A 2,499-nucleotide genomic window follows, 5' to 3' on the forward strand; every position below is an offset into this window, starting at 1 on the left:
AATGGTGTCTCTTATTTTAAGACTCACAAATCCATCGAATCCTCCAAAATGCTTAATGATCCTATAATGTTGTCCTCCGTCGAACTCTATGCATGTGTTATGTTCAGGTAAGTAAAAGTCAAAAGGAAGTTCTCTTTTAGACCTACAATCTGAAAAAGTATACTGAGGTGTAAAATTTACGTTTAACTTTTCTAGTACACGTTTAACTTCAGTTTCTCCGCTAGACATATAGCATATAGGACATCTTGAACCTCTTTTAAAAGTATTAAATCCAACTCTATATTTGTGACCATTAGGACACATTACATCAATGTGACTTCTAGCATTTAGGTATTCATCAGATAACAGAGTATATCCGAAATTTAATAGGTATTCTTTGACATAACCATATGACAGTCTCATTCTTTCAGATGCCTTTTTTCTCTGACATATAGGACACCTCGCATTTTGGTCTTTAACTTGTTTAAAACTCATCTTAAAAACATGCCCTTTATCACATTTCATTTCTAATTTTTCATGTGTGTTTTCATAAGAATCCGATAATAATTCATATCCTATACCCTCTATAACGCTCTTAACATAATCAAAATTATGAGTTCGATATTCTTTTACTTTTTTAAATCCACAAATTTTACACCTTCTATTATTATTTTTGAAGTTTGCAAATTTAGTCCAATACGGTTCATGGTTATTAGGACACTGTATTAACACACGTGTGTTATAATCTTCTACTTTAATATCAAATAGTTTATAATTTTCATTTTCTATGTATTTTGTTATGAATTCGATTTTTTCATTATTCTTACAAACCCTACATCTCACATTTTTATTTTTAAATGAATTAAATGTTGTCTCATACACGTGACCATTTGGGCATATTAATTCTATTTTTGACTCTATACCTTTATATTTTGACATCAAAATGTAGCCATATGATTCAACATATGACTTTACATTTTCTTCATTATATTTTCCCATTTATTCACCCCCCTTTATTTTATTAATTTTTCACCGCTTTATAAGTTAAATAAATATAAATCTTACCTGCTGATTGCCCATTGTAAAAGCACTTAGGATTTAACCTTATGCCATCTAATATATTTTTTCTGCTTTCGCAACATTCACACTTAGGATTTAACCTTATGTTGTAGTTATATTAGCTTTAGGGGTTTCCAGCAATTCAATGAATTTTCTATACTGATTTCTCAATATAGGAGACACTCTTATCTCGTTGTAGAATAGATCCAAGTATTCTTCACTGAATTTTTTAGCATCTTGTAATTTTTGATTAGCATCTTCAGTAGCTTTAGAATATTTTTTCTTAGTGCTTTCACTTTTACCAGTATAACTCTCTTCTTTTTTCTTAGCGGATTCATATGCACTTTCTAATCTTTGAAGTGATTCTTCGTAATTGGTTAAATTACCATGATTATCTATTGTAAATCCAAATTTCTTAGCATCGCCTTGCATAGCTTTACGTTGAATTTCTAAATGATTAAACATATCTTTTTGCAACTTAGCTTGTTCTTTATATAATTTATTCTGAGTTTCAAGATATTTAATTTTTTCAGTTCCACTGACTTGTTCCATTTTCAAATCTAGTAATTTAAGTTGATTATTAACTTTAGATATTCTATTTTCTAATTCTTGAAATACGTTAATTCCGTATTTTAACATGTTAAGGATAGTTTTATATGAAGTTTGAAGTTTAGTTGATAATGTTGGAATGTCTAATATGCCGTTGAAGTTATTAGAATAACGTGGTGAAACTTGAGGTGTTTCTGAAACAAATGTATCCACATCTGACGTATCACCTTCAATCGGAGTTCTAACAGAAGGAGATGCACTAAAAGGTATCGGTTGAGAATCTTCCGCGTCTATTGAACCCTTAGATGGTTTCCCACCTCCACCACCAAAGAAACTACTTACTTTTTGACCTATGGATTTGAAGATGGTAGTTATCGTATGAGTTTTATTTACAGCACTATTGTTGATCCCTTTAATTGTACTCAATGTCGAAGATCCACCAGGATTTGAAACTGTTACTGATTGGGTTTTATTTTTAGCGTTTCTATCAATATCCTTTTGTGTCTTAACAACTTGCTGACCACCAGGTATACTAGCCTTTACTTGCTTATTTGTATTTTTAGACCCTTTATCTATATCTTTTTGGTCTTTTTTAACTTTATCAGCACCTTGACTACTAAAATTTACACTCTTTTGAACTCCATCTGGTAACCCATTCATTAAATGCTCTATTTGTTCAGGGGTAAGTGTTCCTGAGTTTATTAAATTAGTAACTACTTGTATTTGTTTTTCTTCAGGTAATGTCTGTATTTGCTGTATTGCACCATCTATATCTCCCATAGCTATAGATATGTTTATCATCTTTTCAGCAAACTTAAATTGATCTGCTTCACTTAATTCACCTAATGCGGATACCGCATTAGTCATTATGGACATTTGTATTTCAGGGGGTAGATTTTTTATACTTTCTAA

At 30.7% G+C, this 2,499-nt stretch carries 2 protein-coding genes; both read right to left on the minus strand.

Annotated features, from left to right (window positions below; translation table 11 throughout):
• On the minus strand, positions 1-978 hold a 978-nt coding region (locus ACRC28_RS06395), incomplete at its 3' end, for a hypothetical protein (RefSeq protein ID WP_438542618.1).
• Between the two features lie 162 nt (positions 979-1,140).
• The coding region (locus ACRC28_RS06400; protein WP_438542619.1) for a hypothetical protein at positions 1,141-2,499 on the minus strand (1,359 nt) is incomplete at its 5' end.

The sequence above is a fragment of the Clostridium sp. genome (genome assembly GCF_051650885.1).
Classification (GTDB): domain Bacteria; phylum Bacillota; class Clostridia; order Clostridiales; family Clostridiaceae; genus Clostridium.